The following is a 22,712-nucleotide window of genomic DNA, read 5'->3' on the forward strand; positions in this document are numbered from 1 at the left end:
TAACCATCTTCAAAATTAATATGATGAATAATCATGTATTCAAAATCTTCTTATCCTGTCTCCTATTCTGTAATATTCTTTTATCACAAGAAAGTTCAGAAGGCCCATTCAATCAACTCATTATAAGGGGTGTAACATTGATAAATGGTGATGGTGCTCCTCCAAGAGGACCAGTTGACATTGTGGTTGAGGGTAACAAGATAACAAACATCAAAGTTGTGGGTTATCCTGGTGTTGAAATTAAAGAAAGTAGCAGACCAAAACTTAAACCAGGCGGAAAAGAACTTGATGCTAACGGTATGTATCTCCTACCTGGATTTATTGATATGCACGGGCATATTGGTGGTGTATCTCAAGGAGCAGATTGGGATTACGTATTTAAACTTTGGATGGCACATGGAATTACTACCATAAGAGAACCAAGTGGCCGTAGCATAGATTGGACTTTAGATTTGAAGCGTAAAAGTGAAAAAAATGAGATAGTTGCACCTCGCATTTTTGCTTATACAGGATTTGGGCAGACAACTAAAGATTTTAATCCACTTAATGACGCACCAATTAGCACGCCTGAAGAAGCAAGACAATGGGTAAGAGCAAATGCTAAAAATGGTTCGGATGGCATAAAGTTTTTTGGAGCAGAGCCAGAAATTATGGCAGCTGCATTGGATGAAAATAAAAAACTAGGTCTTAGATCAGCCTGCCATCATGCTCAATTGAGTGTGGCCCGTTGGAATGTATTACATTCTGCAAGAGCTGGATTAACAAGTATGGAACACTGGTACGGATTACCAGAAGCTTTATTTGATGATAGAACCGTGCAGGATTACCCTTTGGATTATAATTATCAAAATGAGCAGCATAGGTTTGAAGAAGCAGGGAAATTATGGAAGCAAGCGTCAGAACCCTTTTCCAAGCATTGGAATAATGTGATGAATGAACTCATTGATTTAGATTTTACTTTAGACCCCACGTTCAATATTTATGAGGCAAGTAGAGATTTACACCGTGCAAGACGTGCTGAATGGCATGAGGATTACACTTTACCTTCACTATGGAAATTTTATGAACCAAGCAAGGTTAGCCATGGAAGTTACTGGCACTATTGGGGAACAGAACAAGAAATAGAGTGGAAAAACAATTACAAACTTTGGATGACTTTTGTTAATGAATATAAAAACAGAGGTGGTAGAGTTACAACAGGTTCTGATTCTGGCTTTATTTATCAGCTTTATGGATTTGCATATATAAGAGAACTAGAATTGTTACGCGAGGCAGGATTCCACCCGCTTGAAGTCATTAGGTCAGCGACATTAAATGGTGCTGAAGCCTTAGGATGGGATGATAAAATTGGTAGTGTACAAATAGATAAGCTTGCAGATTTTGTTATTGTTGAAGAAAACCCGCTTGTTAATTTAAAATCTCTTTATGGCACAGGCGCTATCAAGCTAACTGAGGATAATGAAGTAGTTCGAGTTGGTGGTGTAAAATATACCATTAAAGACGGTATCATATATGATGCAAAACAACTCCTTAAAGAAGTAAAAGAGATGGTTGATGCGGAAAAAGCAAAGACAAACTGGAACTTAAAACAACCAGGAGTAAAAGAATGATTATTGCTTATAATCCATTTCTGGTGTAATAACTTTTAAACGTTTACCTTTTTTTAGTTTTTTAGAGACCGTTTTCATACCACGCTGAACCACGAGCTTGCTTTTTTCTTGCTCTACTTTAATTTCATCATCAGTTAATTCTACAGCCTCTTTAGTATCTAGAAGCTTATTTATTCGTTTCATTTGCTTTTCATTCTCAAAGTCTACCAACTTAAATTTAACTCCAGCTGACATTGCTCCCATTACCGCATTAGCCTCGACTAAATAAATCTTATTCGCTTCAAGATTAGTTTTGAGTACATCTATATTTTCGGCCTTTACCCAAAAAACACTTTCGCCTGGATCACATTCATATCTAATATAATTTCTTCCATTAAACTTTCCTATGAAATTACCTTCTTCAAAAAATCTAAAATTCATTAATCCACCCAAACTTGTTGTTCTCAAAAAATAAATTACCGTATTACCTTCTGAGGGTGGAGAAATATTATTTTGAGCTTTTAAATTTGTTGAACAAATTAATACTAATGTTAATACAAAAAGGACTGTTTTTATTGATCGCATTATAATAGTTGTTATTAGAGTTCAAAGAAATGAAAACCGCCTTACTTTTCCTACTTTAAAAAATTAAAAATTAAACTGGTTTAATCTCACTGTGCTTAACTACGTGAGACAGTACAATTTGAGTTTTAGTTTCACCATATGTAATAAGTTGATCAATAAAGGATTCAAGGTGTTCTTGATTTTTTAACACTACTTCCATAACAATATTTTCATTACCCGTAATCCTGTAACAGTTAACAACCTCATCGTATGTTTTAACCTTTTCTAAAAAAGGTTTCAGCATTCCCATAAAAGCCCTAAGTGTTATTAAAGCTTTAAGTTGATAGCCAGATTTAAATGGGGAAACGAAAGTTTTATACCCTTCAATTACTTCTGCATCCTCCATTTTTTTGATACGTTCACTTACAGCAGGTGAAGACATACCTACTCTTCTTCCAATTTCAGAATTTGACATTCTCGCATTTTCTTGAAGGCACTTTAATATCATTGAATTAATAGAATCCATAATAATTTAAATATTTATGAAATATTAACATATATTTTAAAGTAAAAATACACTTTAAATTTAAATTTTAAATTAATCTATTGTTATTAGTCCGTAATTTCGTAACAATTGCTATATAAATGAATTATAACCTACCATCCCATTTATTTGATTTGCCTATCTATAGAAAGGCAATGGATATTATTATGCTCTCTCGAAGCATTTCCACATATCTAAACCATGATTTGTCTTATTTAAATTCTGATGGTACAGAAGATTCTAATATTTATTTTTCAGGAGATATTGTACAGCAATCCTCAAGTCTTGCGCCAGAAATTATAAATGCTGAACGAGAGCGTCATTCTGATAAAAAACATAAACACTTAGAGAGTCTGGATAGATTAACTTATAAGTTATATAGTAATTGTAAGCGATTAGAAAGTTCTAAAAGTAATGGTAGGGACTATTTACCAATCTTGCGTAGAGAACTTAAAAAATTCAGAAAGTTACAACGTAGTTGGATGATGACTTTATAATTTAGTCGATTCCTACATATTTCTCCTGTACTGACCTCCTACTTCAAATAATGCCGAAGTAATCTGACCTAAAGAACACACCTTGCACGCTTCCATTAAAGCTTCAAATATATTCTTATTGTTTATCGCTTTATGCTGTAAATCCTTTAATAGTTCATCTGTTTCATTTGCACTCTGCAGATTGTTTAATGTTTGAATCTGGAATTCTTTTTCCTCCTCAGTTGCCCTAATTACTTCTGCTGGCTGAACTGTTGGCGATCCTTTGCTACTTAAAAATGTATTAACTCCAATAATTGGAAATTGACCATTGTGCTTTAAAGTTTCATAGTATAAGCTTTCTTCTTGAATTTTTGAGCGTTGGTACATGGTTTCCATAGCACCTAATACACCACCACGTTCTGTAATCCTATCAAACTCAGTCAAAACTGCTTCCTCTACCAAATCTGTTAATTCTTCAATAATAAAGGAACCTTGAATAGGATTTTCATTCTTTGCTAAACCAAGTTCTTTATTGATTATTAGTTGAATTGCCATTGCACGTCTAACAGACTCTTCAGTTGGTGTTGTTATGGCCTCGTCATAAGCATTTGTGTGCAATGAGTTACAGTTATCATAAATAGCATAAAGTGCTTGAAGCGTAGTTCTTATATCATTAAAATCAATCTCTTGAGCATGCAAACTACGGCCAGACGTCTGAATATGATATTTTAACATTTGCGCCCTAGGATTGGCTCCATATTTATGTTTAAGTGCCTTGGCCCAAATGCGCCTCGCTACCCTACCAATTACGGCATATTCTGGATCGATTCCGTTTGAGAAAAAGAATGATAAATTAGGTCCGAATTTATTAATATCCATGCCTCTACTTAAGTAGTATTCTACGTAAGTAAATCCATTAGAAAGTGTAAGGGCCAACTGAGTAATAGGATTAGCGCCAGCCTCAGCTATATGGTATCCAGAAATAGACACTGAGTAGAAATTCCTAACACTGTTATTTATGAAATACTCTTGGACATCCCCCATTAATCTAAGGGCAAATTCAGTAGAAAAAATACAGGTATTCTGAGCCTGATCTTCTTTTAAGATATCTGCCTGAACCGTACCTCTTACTTGGGCAATTGTCTTGGCTTTAATACTTTCATATACATCTTGTGGTAAAACTTGATCACCTGTAACACCCAAAAGCATTAGACCTAAGCCATCATTGCCTTTTGGCAAATCACCATTATATTTCGGTCTTACTTTACCCTGATATATAGTTTCAATTTTCTTCTCGATTTCTTTTTCTAAGCCATTTTCCTTTATGTAAATTTCACATTGTTGATCTATGGCTGCATTCATAAAAAATCCCAGTAACATAGGTGCAGGACCATTTATAGTCATACTGACCGAAGTCATAGGATCTGCTAAATTGAACCCTGAGTAAAGTTTTTTAGCATCGTCCAAACAACAAATACTCACACCTGCATTACCAATTTTACCATAAATATCAGGTCTGTAGTCCGGATCGTTTCCATAGAGTGTTACACTATCAAAAGCCGTAGATAATCGCTTTGCTGGCATTCCCAAGCTTACATAGTGAAATCTTCTATTGGTACGTTCTGGCCCACCTTCTCCAGCAAACATACGTGTTGGATCTTCACCTGTTCTTTTAAATGGATACAAACCAGAAGTATAAGGGAATTCACCTGGAACATTCTCTTGTAAACTCCATTTTAATATATCACCCCAAGCTGAATACTTTGGCAATGCCACTTTTGGAATATCAGTATGAGACAATGATTTGGTATGCGTTTCAATCTTAATCTCTTTATCTCTTACTTTGAATGAATAAATTGGTGCTTTGTATTTGTTTACCTTTTCATCCCATCCGGTTATTATTTCCCAGTTATAAGGATCTAAGTCCATCTTAACACGATCAAACTCAGCAACCAATAATTTTACAAAATCTTCATTCTCATCATTTGCACCAATTATTTCCAAACCAGATTTGTCTAAATTTGGAACATTATCAGTAACAGATTCTATTGTTTTAAATATACCGTATAGCTTCTGAGCTACTATTACCTGGGAATTTGCTTTGTCATCATAAGCTCTATTATTTTCAGCAATTTCAGACAAATATCTAGTACGGGCTGGTGGAATAACAAAAATCTTTTCGCTCATTTCTTTTGAAATCTCAAAAGTCGATTTCAAATCTGCCTCAGTTTTTTCAACAATCTTATCCAATATCGCTTTGTAAAGCGTATTCATTCCCGGATCATTGAATTGGGAGGCTATTGTACCAAATACTGGCATCGTATCAGGATCAGCATGCCATAGATTATGATTACGCATATATTGCTTTTTCACATCTCGTAAGGCATCTAAAGCTCCTCTTTTGTCAAATTTATTTATAGCTACTAAATCCGCAAAATCTAGCATATCTATTTTCTCCAATTGAGTAGCAGCACCAAATTCTGGAGTCATTACATATAAAGACACATCACTGTGCTCTAATATCTCAGTATCTGATTGTCCAATACCTGAAGTCTCCAAAATGATTAAATCATACTCGGCTGCTTTTAAAACTTCAACAGCCTCATTTACATATTTAGATAGTGCCAAGTTAGACTGTCTTGTTGCCAAACTCCTCATGTATACTCTCGGTGAGTTTATGGCATTCATACGTATTCTATCACCTAATAAAGCACCACCTGTTTTACGTTTAGAAGGGTCAACAGAAATTAAACCAACTGTTTTTTTAGGAAAATCAATTAAAAAGCGTCTTACTAGCTCATCAACTAAAGATGATTTTCCAGCTCCTCCAGTTCCTGTTATACCAAGTACAGGAGTTTTAGAATCTTTATTTTTATGATGAATTCTTTCTAATGCATCCTTTGCAACATCAGGAAAATTTTCTGCTGAAGAAATTACACGAGCAATTGACTTTGGATCTTTTTCATGCAATATATTGACTTCACCGTTTAGAGAATCACCAATAGCAAAGTCAGCCTTTTGAACAAGATCATTAATCATTCCTTGTAGGCCCATTTCTCTACCATCATCAGGAGAATATATTCTGGTTATGCCATAGGCCATCAAATCTTTAATCTCCTCAGGCAGTATTACTCCGCCACCTCCGCCAAAGATTTTAATATGACCTGCACCTTTCTCTTGTAACAGATCATACATGTATTTAAAATACTCATTGTGTCCTCCTTGATAAGATGTCATGGCAATAGCATTTGCATCTTCTTGTATTGCAGTATTTACCACCTCCTCAACACTTCGGTCATGGCCTAAGTGAATCACTTCAACACCAGTTGCCTGGATTATTCTGCGCATGATATTTATTGAGGCATCATGGCCATCAAAAAGGGATGCCGCAGTAACAATTCTTACTTTATTCTTTGGTTTATAAGGAGCAACTTGTTCCATTCGTAAAAAAATGACTTATTTGAATAGCAAATTTACGGAATATTCAAAAAAATACATTAAAAATTATCAATAATCTAAAAATGAATATTTATCCACTTATGGTTGTATTTTAACTAATTTTGAGCCGTCAGATAGAACTATTTTATGAATAAAATAACGCTATTAATTCACTGTAAGGATCAACCCAATATTATTGCGTCAGTCACTAATTTCATGGCAAAAAATAATGGGAATATTGTCTATATAGATCAGCATGTAGATAGAGAGCAAGACATATTTTTTATGAGATTAGAATGTGAGTTTATTTCAGACTCATTTGCGATAGAAGAATTTAAAGGTTTATTCAGCAAATCGTTAGCTGAAAAATTCAATCTTAAATGGCGTATCTATTCTGCGGAGCGGAAACCTAAAATGGCCTTGTTTGTTTCTAAATACGACCATTGTCTGTATGATATTTTAGGACGTTACAATTCTGGTGAATTATTTTTAGAGATTCCATTTATATTAAGCAATCATGATGATTTAAGACCAATTGCCGAAAGTTTTAATATTCCATATTATCATGTACCTGTTACCAAGGACAATAAACATAGTGCAGAACAGAAACAATTAGAATTGTTAGAACAATACAATATTGATTTTATAGTGCTTGCACGTTACATGCAAATTGTGTCTAACTTTTTAATCGACAAATTCCCTAATAAAATAATTAATATTCACCATTCATTTTTACCAGCGTTTGTTGGAGCAAAACCTTACCATTCTGCTTATAAAAGAGGAGTGAAAATTATTGGCGCTACCAGTCATTACATTACAGAAGAATTAGATGCTGGTCCAATAATTGAACAAGATGTCACCCATGTTTCTCACACACATTCAATTGACGACCTTATTGCTAAAGGCAGAGATTTAGAAAAAATCGTATTATCTAACGCTATTAAACTTCATGCCAATAGAAAGGTAATGGTTTTCAATAATAAAACAGTGATTTTTTCATAATCCAAAAACCATTGTTACCACAAGTCTCAGCAACTATTCTCTTCTGAAAAAAAGCATTTTCCTATCATTTTTTTTAAAAATGAGGTGACTAATTCAAAAATGCTGTGTCTTATGAAATGCGTAGCGTGTAAGACCTACGTGTAATACACTATAACCATTAACTATTTAATTCAATGAAACAAAAAATTTTATTATTAGTATGCTTTATCGCTGGGATAGGATTTTCTCAAGCACAAGGCCTTCCGACTAATCCTGAACCAGGAAAGTGTTACGTAAAATGTATCACTAAAGATGAGTTTAAGGAAGTTGAAGAAACAATCCAAACATCTCCTGCGTACACTACACTACAAGTTGTTCCAGCTACCTACAAAACTGTAGAAGAGCGTGTTTTAGTTAAAGAAGCTTCAAAGAAGTTTGTTTATGTACCTGCTGTTTATGAAACGGTAGACGTTCCTTATGTTAAGCAAGAAGGAAGAACTGATTTAAAAGTTGTTCCAGCTTCATTTGGTAATGACTCAAGAACTTTTGAAATTTATCCAAAGACTTCTGGATGGGAGTACAAAGTTTTAGAAGATTGTCCATCAGTAAACAAAGATGATTGTGTTGCTGCTTGTTTTGTAGAGTATCCTGCACAATCAAGAGATGTTAGCTTTACAACTTTAGCATCTGATGCTAGTACTAATTCTGTACCTGTTGGCGAGCAAAGTGCAACTTATAAGAAGCGTGTAATTAAAACTCCTGCAAGAATGGATGAGATTGAAATTCCTGCAGAATACACAACAATCAAAAGAAGAGTAATTGATACACCTGCATCAACTACTTCAACTACTGTACCAGCACAGTACCAAACTGTTACAAGAACTGTTCTTGACAAAAAAGGTGGTATCACAACTTGGGAAGAAGTTGATTGTGAATTACTAGATCCTAACGTATTACCTATTTTTTATGAATTAGGAAGTGCTAGATTAACTCCTTCTTCTAAAAAGACAATTGATGACACATTATTACCAATATTAAGTGATTCTAACGTAAGTATTGAAATTATGTCTCATACTGACTCAAGAGGTAACGATGATTTTAACCAATCATTATCTCAACAAAGAGCTAACTCTGTAGTAAACTATCTAGTTTCTAAAGGAATTTCAAGAAGCAGATTATCTGCTAGAGGTTTTGGTGAATCTAGATTAACTAACAGATGTGCAAATGGTGTTGAATGTTCTGAAGCTCAACATCAAAGAAATAGACGTACAGAATTTAGAGTTTTAAGCAACTAATTGTACGTCCATAATTTGGTTTTAAGATTGAAAAGCTCCCTATTTAGGGAGCTTTTTTCAGTATATGATATACTGGATATGTGGTTTTCTTCTTCTCTGCCCTAATACCAAAGTTGTCTTCTAAATCGGACTGCATCAATTGATAGAACTTATAATGAATATCCCAGTCATGAAGGGTCAGGCTAATACTTGTATCTTCAGGCACTATGACAGGCATGTCTAAAACGTAAGCTAATTGATAAGCCACATCTCTTAAAGAAACATTATCACCTTGTATCTGTGAATCCCCTACTAAAAATTTCGGGTTATTTATTCCCCAATTTATTTGATCAGTATCCCAAAATCTAGGAGACTCTACTGTAAATTTCATAACCTCACCTTCAACAAACTGCCTATCTACTCCTAGTCCAAGTTCAGTAATAAATTTAAAGGCAAGATTTTCATTAGGGCTATATGGTTTTTTGAAATAAACCTGGTAGTTCTTATTTAACTCAGAAGGTACTTCAATTTGATTTTTGTAAATCCTTGCCAAATAACTTATGATATCAGACAATGAACCATTAAGCTTAAGATAATTGCCATTATCGACTATCTGTAATTCACTTTTACCTTCAGTTAAACCAGATACTTCGATTTCCTTTTTGGGAATATATTCAGTAGCTATTTCTTCTTTGACACTTATTAGTTCTGCAAATTGATCTAAAGATGAGGTTGTTTTATTCTTTCTTAAATAATTAGAAATCATATAATCCTTAAGATCCGGAGCTCCACCTTGCCAAAGCACTTCACCTCTCGCATTATACAATACACCATCCGGCAATATCTTGACATTATGTTTTTTAAAGGTTTCGCCATTATAATCCATGGCTACGGCTAGCTCAGTTACTTTCTTATTTAAAAAGCGCTCTACTACAAGAGGATTTTCTTTAGAAACTGAAATGATGTATAACTCATCAGGGAATTTTTTCTGAAGTACGCCTAAATGTTCTTTAGCCGTAATACAAGGTGCACACCAAGTAGCCCAAAAATCGACAAAATAAAGTTTATTATTGTCTGCTGATGCAATTTTAGAATCTTGAAGGAATTCTGAAACTTTTATTTGACCAAAAGCATAAGTTGCTGTTAGGAGGCAAATTATAACTAATGATGTGTGTTTTCTGTTAAAACAACTCATATACTATATAATTTACTAGGGATTAATTAAATACTGTGCTAAAAATAATAATTAAATTAATTCTAAGAAGCTAAACGGCATTTATAGCTCAAAATTGTCACCTTGCTTTGCGAAATTAAATCCAAGGTTTTGGATACTATCTTTTAAGGGGTGATTATCTTTAATAGTTGGATTGGTATGATTAAAATGAATAAAATAAATTTTTGCTTTTGTTTCCTTCGATTCATTTTGAAAAAGACTGGTTGTCTGTGTTGTGAATGGATGTGGTATTTTACTCATATCTCTTTCTAACTCACCATCTCTGAAGAACGAAGCGTCTAAAAATGCATAATCTACTTTCTTTACTTCCTCAATGATTGATCGTTCCCAAGTTTCCCATTTATCAATATCGGGAATAAATAATGCTGATTTATTATTGCCTTCAATTTTGTAACCAACTGTTTCAGAATACTCATCTCTATGTGGTACTAAAAAAGGTGTGACTTTGAGTGAATTGTCAAGGTGAATTGTTGAATCATTTTCAAGTTGGTTAATCTTAATATTATTCAACTTTACTAATTGATCCCAAGGACCATTTTTCTCTAAATAAGTTTTCATTCGTGGCATGGCGAAAACCGGAATGTTCTTTCCTCCAAGTGCTTCTCTTCCCAAATGCATTAAGCCTGTATAATGTCCTATGTGCGCATGGGTTAAAAAGATTCCATCAATAATTCGATCTGTTTGCACATGGTCTCTCAACACTTTAGTCTGCTCAACAATGTCTGGTGTCGCATCAAAAAGCCATTTACTTTCACTATTTTTATCGATTAAACCAAGACAAGAAACCATCTTCTTGGTTTCTTCATTATCATAATATGACCTGCAACAACTTTTAAAACAGTTTATTTGAGGATAACCTGCATCTTGGGCGATACCCAAAATCGTAATATATTGTTTTAAAGATCTACTTTCATTCTTAATTGAATTATTGGTTTTGTTTTTTTCACAACCAAAAACAAATAAAAAACAACATATTAAACCTGTCGTAAACGCCTTCATCAATTATTATCTTAATTTTGTTAAAGATATAAAACCTAAATCCATGAAAAAGCAAATAATACTCCTACTATCTATTTTCACTCTTGTTTCTTGTGCAGAATTACAGGAAGTCGTGAATCAGCTTCCACAATCTGGTGGCGTCTTAAGCAATGCAGATATAGCATCTGGATTAAGAGAAGCATTAAACAATGGAATTGATAAACAAGTGACAAAATTAACGCTGAAAGATGGCTTCTATAAGAATGATTTGGTTAAAATATTGTTACCTGAAGAACTTCAGAAAGTAGACAATGCTTTGAGAACAATTGGCTTGGGTAATCTTGCTGACGAAGGTTTGAAAGCTATAAATAGAGCTGCTGAAGATGCTGTAAAAGAAGCGACACCAATATTTGTTAATGCTGTAAAAGACATAACTTTTAATGACGCCAAAAATATTTTACTTGGAGAAGATAATGCAGCAACACAATACTTAACTACAAAAACGCAAACTGAATTGTATAACAAATTTAAGCCTGTTATAAATAGTTCCTTTAGTAAAGTTGGTGCAGATGACATATGGAATAATCTCATAACCAGGTATAACAATTTACCTTTAACGAATGACGTTAATCCAGATTTAACGGATTACGTGACAACAGAAGCACTAGAAGGCGTCTATACAATGATTGCATTGGAAGAAAAGGAAATCAGAACCAAAATTTCTTCTAGGACAACAGACCTCTTAAAACGTGTTTTTGCCCTACAAGATTAATTTGTTTAATCTTTTAATAATTTTTTTAAACAAAAAATAGTTTTTACAGTGTTATTTTATTAGTTTTACTATTAATTAACACTTTCAACCGTGGACAATACAGAAATTATTAGCAAAACTAGTGAGGAATTATACTTTCAATACATTTATTTAATTGAAGAAGCGTATAACTTAAGCGAAACAGATCAAGCTCAAAGCGATATTGTTTCTTTTGAGGCTACTAAAATCTTAGAAAGACTGAATCAATTAGAGTTTTCTAGTGAAGAGCAGTTTGTATAATTCACTCTTTACGTTTGTATAAACCATCAAAGGCAATTGTTACGTCCTTTCCTTCAGTAAAGGTTTCCCAAAGTTGCCTAACAGTGCCATCTTTATTATCAGTCCAAGTGACTTGATGAAAAAAAGACTTTCCATCATTATTTACTTCCTTCTCTGTTTTTAGAACCATTTGGTTACCAACTTTATTACCCTTTAAATGTAAACTTGCACCTTGATTGTCTATCCAGATTTGCTCCCATTGCTTAGTCTTTAAATTATAAAAACTATTACTAGTACCTGTGTATCCGGGTGTTGCACTAGTCCAATTCTCCCTTAATACACATTTACCCTCTACTTTGGTAAGAATATTGTCACCAACTTTTTTACCGTTGGGGCCTGTTACTTCCCATGTTCCTATCCAAAAATCAAATTCAGAATGATTTTCGGTACAACAAGCACATGATGGATTTTGACTATAAGCAGTCACTGAAATAAAAAATGCCAGAAATAATACAAATACGTTCTTCATGATTGATATAGTTTTTCCTAAGTTATTAAACTACATTTAATTATTTGCTAATATTAACATAACATTGATACGAGTCAATTCTTAGATCTTTGTATAGTAAAGATGAGTTAGATACGTCTTTTAGAAAGATTAGTATAGTTAGCTAAAAAGTCGATACGGTTTGTATCGACTTTTTATTTTCTCTTAAAAACAACTCAGTATTTATTGCAATAATATTGCTTCCATCTGCCTTTGTAATTCACTTGCTTTTTCTGCTGATGCTTGTGCAAAGTCTCCATTCTGGGACGCATAAATAATACCTCGTGAAGAATTAATTAGCAATCCTACTTGATCATTCATGCCGTACTTACAAACATCTTGTAAATTACCTCCTTGAGCGCCAACTCCAGGAACCAGTAAAAAACTATCTGGAATAATTTTGCGTATATCACCTAAATATTCCGCTTTTGTTGCTCCGACTACATACATTAAGTTTTGAGAATTAGTCCAAGTTTTTGAAGTTTCCAAAACTTGTTTGTACAACTCTTTTCCTTCCACAATTTCAGTTTGAAAATCAAATGCACCTTGATTAGAAGTAAGTGCAAGAAGAATCGTATGTTTCTCTTTAAATGCTAAAAATGGCTCTACTGAGTCCTTGCCCATATAAGGTGCAACGGTAACACTATCAAATCCTAAATCCTCAAAAAAGGCTTTGGCATACATTGTACTCGTATTACCAATATCTCCACGTTTAGCATCAGCAATGGTGTATATTTCTGGATAGTTAGTATTTAAATAATTGATCGTCTTTTCTAAAGCTTCCCAACCTTTTAAACCATACGCCTCATAAAATGCCGTATTAGGCTTGTAAGCCACACACAACTGATGTGTCGCATCAATAATAGCTTTATTAAATGCAAATATTGGATCATCTTCCTCCAATAAATGTTTTGGAATTTTATTCAAATCCACGTCTAACCCTATACATAGGAAAGATCTTTTTTTGTGGATTTGTTCAATTAATTGAGTAGTTGTCATATATTAAAAAAGCCTCTCATGGAGGCTTAAAATTAAATTACATCGCCACTAGCTTTTAATAGCTCAGTATTTTCAGCTAGCATTAATTCATCTATAATTTTTTGAATATCTCCATTAATAATATTCGAAAGATCATATAAGGTTAACCCAATTCTATGGTCAGTAACACGTCCTTGCGGATAATTATAAGTTCTAATTTTAGCACTCCTATCACCAGAACTCACCATACTTTTACGCTTTTCTGAATCAGCTTGCCTTTGCTTCTCTAATTCTAAGTCATAAAGTCTAGTCCTAAGAACTTTCAATGCTTTTTCAAGATTTTTATGTGATGATTTTTGATCTTGACAACTTACAATCATACCTGTAGGTTCATGATGAAGCTTTATGGCAGAATATGTTGTATTAACAGATTGACCTCCAGGTCCAGTAGAAGTTGTACGTTCAATTCTAACCTCAGTCATATCCAATTCAAAATCTATATCCTCAGCTTCAGGTAATACCATAACCGTCGCCGCACTTGTATGAACTCGTCCTTGTGTTTCAGTTTGAGGAACCCTCTGCACACGATGCACTCCAGCTTCAAATTTTAAGGTGCCATAAACATCCTCACCAGAAACTTCAAAGATAATTTCTTTAAATCCACCCGATGTACCGTCGCTTTGACTCACCACATCAACTTTCCAACCTTTATCACTACAGTATTTAGAGTACATCCTGAATAAATCTCCTGCAAAAATACTTGCCTCATCACCACCAGTACCGGCCCTTACCTCAACAACTACATTTTTAGCATCGTCAGGATCTTTTGGTATCAGCAAAAATCTTATATCCTCTTCAATCTCTGGTAATGCTTCTTTGGCTTCTTCTAATTGCATTTTAGCCATTTCTACCATTTCCTCATCAGAACCATCAGCAATAATCTCCTCAGCTTCTGAGATATTGTCCAATAATTCTTTATAAATAACACCCTTATCTACAATTTTTTTTAAGTCTTTGTATTCCTTATTAAGCTTGACATACCGCTTCTGATCTGCGATAATATCTGGCTGGATTATAAGGTCATTTACCTCATCAAATCGCTGCTTTACAATTTGGATTTTCTCTAACATCTATCTAGTAAAATTGAATTTCAAAAATACGATAATTTATGAATTTTTCGCCCTGTAATTAAAGGACATATTAACAGTAAAAAATAAAACACTATAATCTTACGTTTAAATCATTATATGTATCGTTTCCTAGCTATACTTGCATTTTATAAACCGTTTGTAGTTTGGTCTTTTGTAGTTAATGCCTTAATCGGATTTTTAAATCCGCATTTGGTTCCTGCAATTGTCACTAAATTATTTTTAACGGTTTTTGCATGGTACTATGTAAGTGAAACTCCTAACAAAAGAAAACTAACATTTTATAGAAATTTAGGAATATCACCATTCCGATTATTTTCTATAGTTTTTATTGTAGACTGCATCTTAACCATCATCTTCCTTACCGTTTTTAGGGAGTTTACTTAATTAAAAATGAAATTTGAATTAGACAATGTAGAACTTTACTTTAAAAAGAAACGAATTTTAAGTGGTATTTATCTCAAAGCAGAAAGTGGTTTGGTCACCTCCATTCTGGGAGCTAACGGCTGTGGTAAGAGTAGTTTATTGCGTATAGCATTTGGTGATTTAAAACCAAAGTATAAACTTATAAGGATTAATGGTAAGCCTTTACTGAAACCACTTTACAAAACTGGATATGCAAAATTTTTACCGCAATACAATTTTATTCCGAATGGAATGAAACTTAGTTTTGTCCTAAAAGCTTATGATCTTAGTTGGGAAAAGTTCATAAAGAACTTTGACGAATTTGAAATTCTAAAAAATTCAAAAATCAATAATCTATCCGGTGGTCAAAGACGAATTATCGAAACTTATATCATCTTAAAATCTAAAAGTAAAATCGTGTTATTGGATGAACCTTTTTCGCACATGTCACCTTTGCAAGTTGAGCGTATAAAAAAGTTAATCAATGAGGAGAAAAAAGATAAAATAGTCATTCTAACTGATCATATGTACAAGCACATCATTGATGTTTCTGATTCAATCTATCTGCTTAAAAATGGTGCAACAATGCAGATTAAGAAATTAACTGATTTAGAAGACTACAAATACTTAAATGAAGGTAGTATCAGTTAGTACTTTTATTTTTACTTACAAACTCATCTAAATCAATAACTACACCAATACCAAGTAATTGCTTCCATTGTAATTTAGGACCTTCAACAACAATATCTTCATTTGTAATCTCATTACGAACAATTTCTGTTTTAATATCATCGTCATATCTCAGATGAGACCCAAACATTGCACTTATATATTTGTTTACCTTAAAATCAAAGTTAACTTCCCATTCTAAATCAATATTCCCAAAACTATTAAGGTAATCAGTATAAAGACGCAGTAAACTATTAACATTAACATTCTCCATAATCTCCTCTTGATACTGATTAGTTATTAATATACCTAACTCAGTCCTTACTCTATCACCTTTATTTAATAGATTACCCTCCATATCATAAATTGCCGGATTAACTCCAAAAGCACCCGAATTGGCTAAATCTTCATCTAAGACAAAGGTGTTTTTCATTGTAAATGGAGATACATAAAGAGATAATTTCTCTATTGCTTTACCATATTCAAATCCAGCTCCCAAAAACAAATAACCAGGTGCCATAAAACGTGAAATAGGATCTTCATCTGGATCATTAAATCCATTTGCAAACTGTGTATTAAAACTAAATCTTATAGAATAAAACCAATTGCTATCAGGTCTTGATTGAAATCCAACATTTGAAATTATTGAAATAGCATCATCCGTTTTTCTAAAGGCTTCATCTTCTTGTTTATTGATACCATATCTCAACAACAAAGATGAATTCCAGAAAAGCTTGTCATTTTTAAAATTAGCCTCAGCTTTACCGTTGAAAATTGCAGAGATTGAATTTGCACCACCTGCATTCCAATTAGTAAAAGATACTTGATTAACATATAAACCTATTTCCTCATTTAAAGTCCAGCCTAGGTCTTCTTTTTCAACCGGATTTAAAAATAATGAGTCAGGTTGAGAATTTATTAAGTTGGTAGAGATACTAAGGATAAATAATAAAATTAAATATCTGCAGTCCTTCATTTGTTTAATACTCAAAGGTTCCGTACTCGCTATGTATGGTAAGTTGTTTCTTATCTGCCGCCTCAACTCTTCCTATAATTTTAGCATCAACGTTAAAAGATTTGGAAATTGTAATAATGTCCTCTGCAATTGAAGGGTCGACATAAAGCTCAAGTCTGTGTCCACAATTGAAAACCTGATACATTTCTTTCCAATCTGTTTTGGATTGTTCTTGTATCAATTTAAACAAAGGCGGCACTTTAAATAAATTATCTTTTATAACATGGAGATTATCTATAAAATGTAAGATTTTGGTCTGTGCACCGCCACTGCAATGAACCATACCGTGTAAAGTTTCACTACTATATTTGTTTAATATGCTTTTAACAATTGGCGCATAGGTCCTAGTTGGTGATAAAACTAATTTTCCTGCATCAATTGGTGAATTATCAATGTTATCAGTAAGTTTTGTGTTGCCAGAATAAACTAATTCTTCAGGAACTGCACTATCAAAACTTTCAGGATATTTCTCTGCCAAATATTTTGAGAACACATCATGTCTTGCAGAGGTTAATCCGTTGCTTCCCATTCCGCCATTGTATTCTGTTTCATAAGTGGCTTGCCCAAAAGATTCTAATCCAACAATAACATCACCTTCTGAAATATTTGCATTATCGATAACGTCTGCTCTTTTCATACGAGCTGTTACAGTAGAATCTACAATAATGGTTCTAACCAAATCACCTACATCAGCTGTTTCACCTCCTGTTGAATGGATAGTCACGCCAAAAGACTTTAAATCTTCAATTAATTCTTCTGTACCATTTATAATTGCCGAAATAACCTCTCCAGGTATAAGATTTTTATTCCTACCTATTGTTGAAGAGAGCATAATGTTATCAGTAGCACCAACACACAATAAGTCGTCAATATTCATAATTAGGGCATCCTGTGCAATGCCCTTCCATACTGATATATCTCCAGTTTCTTTCCAATACATATATGCCAATGAAGATTTTGTTCCTGCACCATCTGCGTGCATTATTAAACAATAATCATCGTCATTGGTTAAGTAATCTGGCACAATCTTACAAAAAGCCTTTGGAAATAAACCCTTATCAATATTTTTTATGGCATTATGTACGTCTTCCTTTGAAGCTGAAACACCTCTTTGTGCATATCTTTTGCTAACCGAATTACTCATGAAGAAATAGAAAGTTTAAGGTTATGCAAAAGTAATAATAGATATTAATTATCTGGTATAATTGGGTTTGAATTCTTTATTGTTTTCATCCCTTTTTGAATCTTCTCTTTTTGATTGGCACCACCAAAATAATAATTGACTCCAATACCAAAACGCATAAATTTATCATTGTTACCATCAAACACCAACACCTCTATATCGTCATCAAAACCGTAATTATATTCATAGAAAAGTTTGAAACCTAATTTTTCAACAAATAGTGCTTCAAAACCAAACCCAACCTGAGCCTTCATTGCACTCACATCAGTTTCGGAATCCATACTCATACCGAGGCCACCATAAATTAAAGGAGTAAATCTTTCAGTTGGTATAAATAAATACTCTAAGTTAAAATCTACAGAAAGTAAACTCTGATCTATATCGTTATAAGAAAAATTAAATCCATTGGCAGTTAATCCGGCAAATATTGAGGGTGATAGTGCGCGTTTATAACCAGCTCTATAATAGAACCCAATAGAAGCATCTTCGTAATCACCAAAAAGCGTTGAACCACCGATACCTACATCAATGGCATTAGTCCCTCTGAAATTGTAAAAATCTAATTTTTGGAATTCTTTTTGGTCGTCAGACGATTGCTCTTCGTCATCTTGCCCTATAATTGAATTGATACTTAATACAGAAAATAAAATACTTAAAAAAAGCAGTCTAGATTTGGTATTCATAGTTTATTGGTTAATTATACTGTTGGTTAAAAAGAGACTTAGGACTGATGCAATATAGAAAAATAATCTTCAAATTAACATAACATTCTTAATCTCAGGGCATAAAAAAAGATAAAACCAAACCATTGATTTTATCTTTTTCTATCTAAATAAGACTAATTAAACTCTATTGTCTTTTTTAAATTTTTAAGATTCAGCCTGTAGCTTAGACTGTATATTTACAACTTCATCATTTGTGATGTTATTCAAATCTTCAGAGTTATCTTGAGAAAGAATTAAGGTTGCACCCACTAGAATAGCTACGCTTAAGAGTAACTTCTTCATATTTATAAGTATTGATTAATAGCATTACAAACTTAATAAATATTATGTCATCAAAACTGATAGGGGTCAGTTTTTTATGAATAAATGACTGCCTTTTCGATAATTTGCCTTTGAAATCGATAAACGACATAAAAATGATAAAACTTGTATAAAAATATACGTAGAGTTACCTACTAAATAGAGTGAAAACTCAATCAAAAAGGACAATTTCTGTTCAATACAAATAATTAATTTGTAAACAAAAGCTCTCTATACTTAGTTAATGGCCATAGCTCATCGTCAATCATTAACTCTAATTTATCACTATGGTAACGTATCTTTTCAAAGAATGGTTTCACCTTCTCACAATACCCTTTGGCTTTTTTGTTGACATCAGTCTGTTTATTATATAATTTACGAGCTTCAATCATGTCAGTCACCAATGAATTTATGGCTTCAATATGACCAGAGATTTCCTCAATTAATGTCAATTGTTCTTGTGCAAGACTTTTAAATTTATCACCATAAATGTTTTTTAGTCCGGTAACATTTTCAATTAAAATATTTTGGTAACGCACAGCAGTAGGCACAACATGATTCCTAGCAATATCGCCAAGAACTCTGCTCTCAATCTGAATTCTCAAAATGTATTCTTCTATTTCTATTTCATAACGAGCTTCCGATTCTATTTTATTCATAACACCAATATTTTCAAAAAGATCTATTGCTGATTTTGCAATCTTAATCTTTAAGGCTTCAGGAGTTGTTTTATTATTACTCAAACCTCTTTTTTTGGCTTCTTTTTCCCACGCATCACTATATCCGTTTCCTTCAAACAAAATGGTCTTAGAATCCTTAATATATTCACGTAACACATTGAATATTGCATCATCCTTTTTCATGGACTTTTTGTCTATCAAATCATCTACCTCGATCTTAAAATCAATAAGTTGCTTGGCCACTATAGAGTTTAGAACTATCATAGGGTTAGCACAATTTGCGGAAGAGCCTACAGCCCTAAATTCAAATTTATTTCCAGTAAACGCAAAGGGTGATGTTCTATTTCTGTCAGTATTATCCAGTAATATTTCAGGTATTTTACCGACAACATTCAGTTTTAAATCCGTCTTTTCTTTTGGAGATAATTTTCCCTTGGTCACTGACTCAAGTTCTTGCAATACATTTGTTAATTGTTCACCAATAAAAACAGATATTATTGCTGGTGGTGCCTCATTCGCCCCTAATCTATGATCGTTACTGGCAGATGCGATAGCCGCTCTAAGCAATTCCTCATATGTCAACACTGCCTTTATGGTGTTAATAAAAAAGGTTAAAAACTGAAGATTACTCATTGGTGTTTTTCCTGGAGATAAAAGGTTAACGCCTGTGTCAGTGCTTAAACTCCAATTATTATGTTTACCTGACCCATTTACTCCTGCAAAAGGTTTTTCGTGCATTAAGACTAGAAAATTATGGCGCTTAGCTACTTTCTGCATTATATCCATTAATAAAGAATTGTGGTCTACAGCTAAATTTGCTTCCTCGTAAATTGGAGCCAACTCAAATTGATTTGGAGCTACTTCATTATGTCTTGTTTTTGCAGGTATCCCTAATAGCATGCACTCGTGCTCTAAATCTCTCATAAAAGCCATTGCTCGCGCTGGTATGGTACCAAAATAATGGTCATCTAACTGTTGGCCTTTGGCTGGTGAATGCCCAAGTAATGTTCTACCGGTTAATACAATATCTGGACGTGATGCTGCCAATGCATTATCAATTAAAAAATATTCTTGCTCCCAACCTAATGAAGCACTAACCTTTCTTACATTCTTATCAAAATACTTACATACTGCAGTTGCTGCACTATCAACAGATTGTAGCGCCCTTAGCAATGGTGTTTTATAGTCTAACGCTTCACCTGTATATGCAACAAACACTGTAGGAATACATAAAGTTGTACCATAAATAAAAGCTGGCGATGTTGGGTCCCATGCAGTGTAACCCCTTGCTTCAAAAGTATTTCTTATACCACCATGAGGGAAACTGGATGCATCTGGTTCTTGCTGCACTAGTTGACTACCATCAAATCGCTCAATGGCTAATCCGCCTTCAATTGTTTCAAAAAAGGCATCATGCTTTTCAGCAGTCGCACCCGTCAATGGTTGAAACCAGTGCGTGTAATGTGTTGCTCCTTTTGCAATGGCCCACTCTTTCATACCTGTAGAAATATGCTCTGCAGTAACTCGGTCTATTTTTGTGCCTTTTTCAACTGCTTGTAATATTCCGTTCAATGCATGCTTACTTAAATATTGACGCATTGCTGTTTCATTAAACACATTTGAACCAAAAATTTCAGATCTTCTGTGATCTTCATTAATGGTTAATGGCTTTCTTTTTAAAGATTCCTTTAAAGCGTAAAATCTTAATGTTGACATTTTGATAATATTTTAGGCCAAAAATAAGAATAATATAATTTTCACCATACTAACCCTCAAAAAAATAGGGTTATCAACAATTATTAATAACATTTCATCTAAAACACCCTAATTTTTTTGACTAAATCAAAAAAATAATAATATTTGCATCGTCAAATTATAAATAATTTAATGATGAGTAAATCTAAATTGGAGTACATATGGCTAGATGGTTATAGTCCAACTCAAAACATGAGAAGTAAAACTAAAGTTGAAGAAAATTTTAGTGGAAAATTAGAAGATTGTCCTTTATGGTCATTTGATGGTTCTTCAACAAGACAAGCGGAAGGTGGATCTTCTGATTGTTTATTAAAACCGGTTGCTATTTATCCTGATCCACAGAGAAAAGATGGTTATTTAGTAATGACTGAAGTTTTAAATGCAGATGGAACACCACATGAATCAAATGGTAGAGCAACGATTGATGATGATGATAACGATTTCTGGTTTGGTTTTGAGCAAGAGTACTTTATTATGGACCGTAGAACACAGTTACCAATTGGTTTCCCTGTAGGTGGCTATCCAGCACCTCAAGGAATGTACTATTGTTCTGTAGGCGGAAGAAATACTCATGGTAGAGAATTAGTTGAACGTCATGCTGATTATTGTATCGAAGCAGGATTGAATTTTGAAGGCATAAATCAAGAAGTTGCTTTAGGACAATGGGAATTCCAATTATTTGCTAAAGGAGCAAAAAAAGCTGGTGACGAAATTTGGGTTGCCCGCTATCTGTTAGATCGTTTAACTGAAGAATTTGGTTGGTACATTGAATATCATCCAAAACCATTAGGTAAAGAGATGGATTGGAATGGTTCTGGTATGCACGCTAACTTCTCAAATTCTGTTTTAAGAACTTGTGGTAGTAAAGAAACTTATGAGAAAATATGTGAAGCATTTAGACCAGTGGTTGAAGAACATATTGCTGTTTATGGTGAAGACAACGACCAACGTTTAACAGGTGAGCACGAAACTCAAGCTATAGACGAATTTAGTTTTGGTGTTTCTGACAGAGGTGCTTCAATCCGTATCCCTATCATTACTGTTGAAAAAGGCTGGAAAGGATGGTTAGAAGACAGAAGACCAGCTTCTAATGCTGACCCATACAAAGTAGCAGGTAGAATTATCAAAACTGTAAAAAGTGCCGATATATAAATATCTACACTATTAACAAACAATTAAAAGTCCGCAATTGCGGACTT

Annotated in this window: 22 protein-coding genes; 9 read left to right on the top strand and 13 right to left on the bottom strand. The window is 33.5% G+C overall.

Annotation, left to right across the window (positions count from 1 at the left end; translation table 11 throughout):
• Nucleotides 1–23 precede the first annotated feature (23 nt).
• A complete protein-coding gene (locus tag LBV24_RS10225) occupies nucleotides 24–1,610 on the top strand; it encodes an amidohydrolase family protein (protein WP_224478549.1) in 1,587 nt (528 codons plus the stop codon).
• On the opposite strand, the gene LBV24_RS10230 is transcribed toward LBV24_RS10225, so the two are convergent.
• Nucleotides 1,611–2,174 carry a hypothetical protein gene (locus tag LBV24_RS10230; protein ID WP_224478550.1) on the bottom strand — a complete coding sequence of 188 codons (564 nt, stop codon included), beginning with the start codon at nucleotides 2,172–2,174 and terminating at the stop codon, nucleotides 1,611–1,613. It abuts the gene before it with no gap.
• A 70-nt stretch (nucleotides 2,175–2,244) separates the two neighbouring features.
• A complete protein-coding gene (locus LBV24_RS10235; RefSeq protein WP_262902019.1) occupies nucleotides 2,245–2,679 on the bottom strand; it encodes an Lrp/AsnC family transcriptional regulator in 435 nt (144 codons plus the stop codon).
• A 119-nt stretch (nucleotides 2,680–2,798) separates the two neighbouring features.
• Between LBV24_RS10235 and LBV24_RS10240 the strand changes: the two genes are divergently transcribed.
• On the top strand, nucleotides 2,799–3,194 hold the full coding sequence (locus LBV24_RS10240) for a hypothetical protein (RefSeq protein WP_224478551.1): 396 nt from the start codon (nucleotides 2,799–2,801) through the stop codon (nucleotides 3,192–3,194).
• Nucleotides 3,195–3,206: 12 nt separating this feature from the next.
• On the opposite strand, the gene LBV24_RS10245 is transcribed toward LBV24_RS10240, so the two are convergent.
• Nucleotides 3,207–6,614: a methylmalonyl-CoA mutase family protein gene (locus LBV24_RS10245; RefSeq protein WP_224478552.1), complete on the bottom strand. Its 3,408-nt coding sequence runs from the start codon at nucleotides 6,612–6,614 to the stop codon at nucleotides 3,207–3,209.
• A gap of 144 nt (nucleotides 6,615–6,758) precedes the next feature.
• On the opposite strand from LBV24_RS10245, the gene purU reads away from it, so the two are divergent.
• Both purU and LBV24_RS10255 read left to right on the top strand, forming a co-directional pair.
• Nucleotides 6,759–7,613, top strand: coding sequence for a formyltetrahydrofolate deformylase (purU, locus tag LBV24_RS10250; RefSeq protein ID WP_224478553.1), 855 nt, complete (start codon nucleotides 6,759–6,761; stop codon nucleotides 7,611–7,613).
• A 173-nt stretch (nucleotides 7,614–7,786) separates the two neighbouring features.
• Entirely contained in the window at nucleotides 7,787–8,887 is a 1,101-nt protein-coding gene (locus LBV24_RS10255) for an OmpA family protein (protein WP_224478554.1), read from the top strand.
• A gap of 43 nt (nucleotides 8,888–8,930) precedes the next feature.
• Here LBV24_RS10255 and LBV24_RS10260 read toward each other — a convergent pair whose 3' ends face one another.
• On the bottom strand, nucleotides 8,931–10,061 hold the full coding sequence (locus LBV24_RS10260; protein ID WP_224478555.1) for a TlpA family protein disulfide reductase: 1,131 nt from the start codon (nucleotides 10,059–10,061) through the stop codon (nucleotides 8,931–8,933).
• 81 nt (nucleotides 10,062–10,142) lie between these two features.
• Entirely contained in the window at nucleotides 10,143–11,099 is a 957-nt protein-coding gene (locus LBV24_RS10265; RefSeq protein ID WP_224478556.1) for an MBL fold metallo-hydrolase, read from the bottom strand.
• A gap of 43 nt (nucleotides 11,100–11,142) precedes the next feature.
• On the opposite strand from LBV24_RS10265, the gene LBV24_RS10270 reads away from it, so the two are divergent.
• Together LBV24_RS10270 and LBV24_RS10275 are read left to right on the top strand one after the other, a co-directional pair.
• A complete protein-coding gene (locus LBV24_RS10270) occupies nucleotides 11,143–11,850 on the top strand; it encodes a DUF4197 domain-containing protein (protein WP_224478557.1) in 708 nt (235 codons plus the stop codon).
• A 90-nt stretch (nucleotides 11,851–11,940) separates the two neighbouring features.
• A complete protein-coding gene (locus tag LBV24_RS10275) occupies nucleotides 11,941–12,129 on the top strand; it encodes a Lacal_2735 family protein (RefSeq protein ID WP_224478558.1) in 189 nt (62 codons plus the stop codon).
• 1 nt (nucleotide 12,130) lies between these two features.
• Here LBV24_RS10275 and LBV24_RS10280 read toward each other — a convergent pair whose 3' ends face one another.
• From LBV24_RS10280 to prfA, 3 genes are all read right to left on the bottom strand, one after another.
• Complete coding sequence (locus tag LBV24_RS10280; RefSeq protein WP_224478559.1) at nucleotides 12,131–12,637, bottom strand: hypothetical protein; 507 nt, start codon at nucleotides 12,635–12,637, stop codon at nucleotides 12,131–12,133.
• Between the two features lie 201 nt (nucleotides 12,638–12,838).
• Nucleotides 12,839–13,654: an orotidine-5'-phosphate decarboxylase gene (gene pyrF, locus LBV24_RS10285; RefSeq protein ID WP_224478560.1), complete on the bottom strand. Its 816-nt coding sequence runs from the start codon at nucleotides 13,652–13,654 to the stop codon at nucleotides 12,839–12,841.
• A gap of 32 nt (nucleotides 13,655–13,686) precedes the next feature.
• On the bottom strand, nucleotides 13,687–14,763 hold the full coding sequence (prfA, locus tag LBV24_RS10290; protein ID WP_224478561.1) for a peptide chain release factor 1: 1,077 nt from the start codon (nucleotides 14,761–14,763) through the stop codon (nucleotides 13,687–13,689).
• A 117-nt stretch (nucleotides 14,764–14,880) separates the two neighbouring features.
• Between prfA and LBV24_RS10295 the strand changes: the two genes are divergently transcribed.
• Both LBV24_RS10295 and LBV24_RS10300 read left to right on the top strand, forming a co-directional pair.
• Nucleotides 14,881–15,168 carry a hypothetical protein gene (locus tag LBV24_RS10295; RefSeq protein WP_224478562.1) on the top strand — a complete coding sequence of 96 codons (288 nt, stop codon included), beginning with the start codon at nucleotides 14,881–14,883 and terminating at the stop codon, nucleotides 15,166–15,168.
• A gap of 6 nt (nucleotides 15,169–15,174) precedes the next feature.
• Nucleotides 15,175–15,837, top strand: a complete 663-nt coding sequence (locus LBV24_RS10300; protein WP_224478563.1) for an ATP-binding cassette domain-containing protein — start codon at nucleotides 15,175–15,177, stop codon at nucleotides 15,835–15,837.
• Here the strand turns inward: LBV24_RS10300 and LBV24_RS10305 are convergent.
• The 5 genes from LBV24_RS10305 to LBV24_RS10325 form a co-directional block, all read right to left on the bottom strand.
• Nucleotides 15,830–16,831 (bottom strand): DUF3078 domain-containing protein, encoded by a 1,002-nt coding sequence (locus LBV24_RS10305; RefSeq protein WP_224478564.1) that lies wholly within the window; start codon nucleotides 16,829–16,831, stop codon nucleotides 15,830–15,832. The genes LBV24_RS10300 and LBV24_RS10305 overlap by 8 nt on opposite strands.
• A gap of 4 nt (nucleotides 16,832–16,835) precedes the next feature.
• On the bottom strand, nucleotides 16,836–18,014 hold the full coding sequence (locus tag LBV24_RS10310) for an AIR synthase related protein (protein WP_224478565.1): 1,179 nt from the start codon (nucleotides 18,012–18,014) through the stop codon (nucleotides 16,836–16,838).
• A gap of 44 nt (nucleotides 18,015–18,058) precedes the next feature.
• A complete protein-coding gene (locus tag LBV24_RS10315; protein WP_224478566.1) occupies nucleotides 18,059–18,736 on the bottom strand; it encodes a porin family protein in 678 nt (225 codons plus the stop codon).
• A gap of 186 nt (nucleotides 18,737–18,922) precedes the next feature.
• Nucleotides 18,923–19,060 (bottom strand): hypothetical protein, encoded by a 138-nt coding sequence (locus tag LBV24_RS10320; RefSeq protein WP_224478567.1) that lies wholly within the window; start codon nucleotides 19,058–19,060, stop codon nucleotides 18,923–18,925.
• Between the two features lie 227 nt (nucleotides 19,061–19,287).
• A complete protein-coding gene (locus tag LBV24_RS10325; RefSeq protein ID WP_224478568.1) occupies nucleotides 19,288–21,474 on the bottom strand; it encodes a glutamine synthetase III family protein in 2,187 nt (728 codons plus the stop codon).
• A 174-nt stretch (nucleotides 21,475–21,648) separates the two neighbouring features.
• Between LBV24_RS10325 and LBV24_RS10330 the strand changes: the two genes are divergently transcribed.
• Nucleotides 21,649–22,665 (top strand): glutamine synthetase beta-grasp domain-containing protein, encoded by a 1,017-nt coding sequence (locus LBV24_RS10330; RefSeq protein WP_224478569.1) that lies wholly within the window; start codon nucleotides 21,649–21,651, stop codon nucleotides 22,663–22,665.
• Nucleotides 22,666–22,712: the final 47 nt, after the last annotated feature.

Origin of the sequence: Winogradskyella vincentii (assembly GCF_020166345.1) — a bacterium.
In the GTDB taxonomy this organism is placed as follows: domain Bacteria; phylum Bacteroidota; class Bacteroidia; order Flavobacteriales; family Flavobacteriaceae; genus Winogradskyella; species Winogradskyella vincentii.

What these genes read in the sequence shown, in the direction of transcription:
- LBV24_RS10225 (WP_224478549.1), top strand. Translation starts at nt 24, where the DNA reads ATGAATAATCATGTATTCAAAATCTTCTTATCCTGTCTCCTATTCTGT.
- LBV24_RS10230 (WP_224478550.1), bottom strand. Translation starts at nt 2,174, where the DNA reads ATGCGATCAATAAAAACAGTCCTTTTTGTATTAACATTAGTATTAATT.
- LBV24_RS10235 (WP_262902019.1), bottom strand. Translation starts at nt 2,679, where the DNA reads ATGGATTCTATTAATTCAATGATATTAAAGTGCCTTCAAGAAAATGCG.
- LBV24_RS10240 (WP_224478551.1), top strand. Translation starts at nt 2,799, where the DNA reads ATGAATTATAACCTACCATCCCATTTATTTGATTTGCCTATCTATAGA.
- LBV24_RS10245 (WP_224478552.1), bottom strand. Translation starts at nt 6,614, where the DNA reads ATGGAACAAGTTGCTCCTTATAAACCAAAGAATAAAGTAAGAATTGTT.
- purU (WP_224478553.1), top strand. Translation starts at nt 6,759, where the DNA reads ATGAATAAAATAACGCTATTAATTCACTGTAAGGATCAACCCAATATT.
- LBV24_RS10255 (WP_224478554.1), top strand. Translation starts at nt 7,787, where the DNA reads ATGAAACAAAAAATTTTATTATTAGTATGCTTTATCGCTGGGATAGGA.
- LBV24_RS10260 (WP_224478555.1), bottom strand. Translation starts at nt 10,061, where the DNA reads ATGAGTTGTTTTAACAGAAAACACACATCATTAGTTATAATTTGCCTC.
- LBV24_RS10265 (WP_224478556.1), bottom strand. Translation starts at nt 11,099, where the DNA reads ATGAAGGCGTTTACGACAGGTTTAATATGTTGTTTTTTATTTGTTTTT.
- LBV24_RS10270 (WP_224478557.1), top strand. Translation starts at nt 11,143, where the DNA reads ATGAAAAAGCAAATAATACTCCTACTATCTATTTTCACTCTTGTTTCT.
- LBV24_RS10280 (WP_224478559.1), bottom strand. Translation starts at nt 12,637, where the DNA reads ATGAAGAACGTATTTGTATTATTTCTGGCATTTTTTATTTCAGTGACT.
- pyrF (WP_224478560.1), bottom strand. Translation starts at nt 13,654, where the DNA reads ATGACAACTACTCAATTAATTGAACAAATCCACAAAAAAAGATCTTTC.
- prfA (WP_224478561.1), bottom strand. Translation starts at nt 14,763, where the DNA reads ATGTTAGAGAAAATCCAAATTGTAAAGCAGCGATTTGATGAGGTAAAT.
- LBV24_RS10295 (WP_224478562.1), top strand. Translation starts at nt 14,881, where the DNA reads ATGTATCGTTTCCTAGCTATACTTGCATTTTATAAACCGTTTGTAGTT.
- LBV24_RS10300 (WP_224478563.1), top strand. Translation starts at nt 15,175, where the DNA reads ATGAAATTTGAATTAGACAATGTAGAACTTTACTTTAAAAAGAAACGA.
- LBV24_RS10305 (WP_224478564.1), bottom strand. Translation starts at nt 16,831, where the DNA reads ATGAAGGACTGCAGATATTTAATTTTATTATTTATCCTTAGTATCTCT.
- LBV24_RS10310 (WP_224478565.1), bottom strand. Translation starts at nt 18,014, where the DNA reads ATGAGTAATTCGGTTAGCAAAAGATATGCACAAAGAGGTGTTTCAGCT.
- LBV24_RS10315 (WP_224478566.1), bottom strand. Translation starts at nt 18,736, where the DNA reads ATGAATACCAAATCTAGACTGCTTTTTTTAAGTATTTTATTTTCTGTA.
- LBV24_RS10320 (WP_224478567.1), bottom strand. Translation starts at nt 19,060, where the DNA reads ATGAAGAAGTTACTCTTAAGCGTAGCTATTCTAGTGGGTGCAACCTTA.
- LBV24_RS10325 (WP_224478568.1), bottom strand. Translation starts at nt 21,474, where the DNA reads ATGTCAACATTAAGATTTTACGCTTTAAAGGAATCTTTAAAAAGAAAG.
- LBV24_RS10330 (WP_224478569.1), top strand. Translation starts at nt 21,649, where the DNA reads ATGAGTAAATCTAAATTGGAGTACATATGGCTAGATGGTTATAGTCCA.